Source organism: Dietzia sp. E1, from assembly GCF_014145015.1.
Taxonomy (GTDB): Bacteria; Actinomycetota; Actinomycetes; order Mycobacteriales; family Mycobacteriaceae; genus Dietzia; species Dietzia cinnamea_A.
On the sequence record NZ_JAALDU010000491.1, the window covers coordinates 1 to 1514 of the forward strand.

The 1514-nt window shown below is 71.1% G+C and carries 2 protein-coding genes; one reads left to right on the forward strand and one right to left on the reverse strand.

Annotated elements, in window-relative coordinates; translation table 11 throughout:
• Nucleotides 1-175 precede the first annotated feature (175 nt).
• Complete coding sequence (locus G6030_RS14430; RefSeq protein ID WP_182643588.1) at nucleotides 176-415, reverse strand: zinc-ribbon domain-containing protein; 240 nt, start codon at nucleotides 413-415, stop codon at nucleotides 176-178.
• A gap of 158 nt (nucleotides 416-573) precedes the next feature.
• Between G6030_RS14430 and G6030_RS14435 the strand changes: the two genes are divergently transcribed.
• Entirely contained in the window at nucleotides 574-1425 is an 852-nt protein-coding gene (locus G6030_RS14435; protein ID WP_182643589.1) for a DUF559 domain-containing protein, read from the forward strand.
• Nucleotides 1426-1514: the final 89 nt, after the last annotated feature.

Sequence of the window (1514 nt, forward strand, 5' to 3'; positions counted from 1 at the left end):
GGAGACTCTTTCGACCCGACCGGATGCAGACGACCACGCCCACGCCCGGACCGCATGACAGTCGCACGTTCCCCCGGACGTCGATCGAGAACCGGCTCACGAGCGACTTCGGCTCAGGGGCGGCCGAGAAGGCCTGGGCTGAGCTGTCGGATGCGGGCTGAGGGCCGCCGCGCGCTCAATACGCGGCGGCCAGGATCCCCTCGGCCTGGGCGCGGCTGATCCCGGTGCTCACACCGCACGCCGTGCACGTCGCCTCATAAGACGAGCCCAACGGGACGATCGGGATGAAGAACACCGAGAACGCGCGCTTACGGCGGTCGACCCGCTGCGCCGCCCGGTGACCGCACCGCGGGCAGGTGGCCTGTGCCAGCCCGAGATTCCGGGACGAGTTCTTGAAGCCGAAGATGACGAGCATGCCTCCAGCGTGCCAGCGCTGGGCGCCCGGGCTGCGCGTGTCGTCGACAGGCAGTCGACCCCACACGGTGTTCCACAGGCCCGTGCCCCTCCACAGACCGGCCGAAAACCGGCCTGCAAGCGGGCTCGCGGCCCCGCCGGTGCACCACAGTGCTGGTCATGGCACCTCCACCCAGCGACCCGAGACGCCGCGGCGACCTCACCACAACCCGCGGAGCGCACCGCGCCACGAACGGTTACAGGAAGGCGCATCACGGGATCTGGGAACCGGCGACCACCATCACCACGCCCACCACGCGGCTGGCGGCGGCGACGCTGGCGTGCCCGACTGCCGTGGCGACCGGGTGGCTGGCCGCCGCGATCCACGGCCACCCGTGGCTACCCCGGCAGTACCCGGTCGAACTGGCGGTGGGGGCCGGACGCGTACGCCGCGAGGGCATCGTCGCCCGCCGCTACGCGATACCGGACGACCACGTGGAGACGATTCTCTCGGCCGACGGCGCGGATCTCCGAGTCGCCAGCCCGGAATGGACGCTTTTCGACCTCGCCCGATACCAGGACCGGGTCGAAGCGATGGTCGCTCTGGACGGCGCCTACCGGATGGGCCCAGGCTACGACCCCCGCTACTCGCTGCCGAGGCTGCTCGACCGATACCCGGGTCTGCGGGGGAGCAGGATCGCCCTCGAACGCTGCGCCGGTGTCGAGCCAATGACCGAGTCCGCGATGGAGACGCGCCTTCGGATGTTTTTGGTGGACCTCGGACTGACCGGGTTCGTGGTGCAGTTCGACGTCCCCGGGTTGCCGTACCGGGTGGACTTCGCCTTTCCCGATCGCAAGGTCCTCGTGGAGTACGACGGGGGCGGCCACCGCACCGCCGCCCAGCACGGTCGCGACGCCCGCCGCTCGAACCGCCTGCGCGCGGCCGGCTGGACGCAGATCATCGTGACGGCGTCGCTGTTCTACCGGCGCCCGCGTGAACTCGCCGCGCAGCTGCTCGCGGTGCTCGGGTGAGCCGGCTGGGTGGTGCGCTGGCCCGTCTGCCCCGCCCGCCCCGGTCAGCCCCGGATGCTCCTATGGATGTCAAGCGGCTTTGGCGAGGT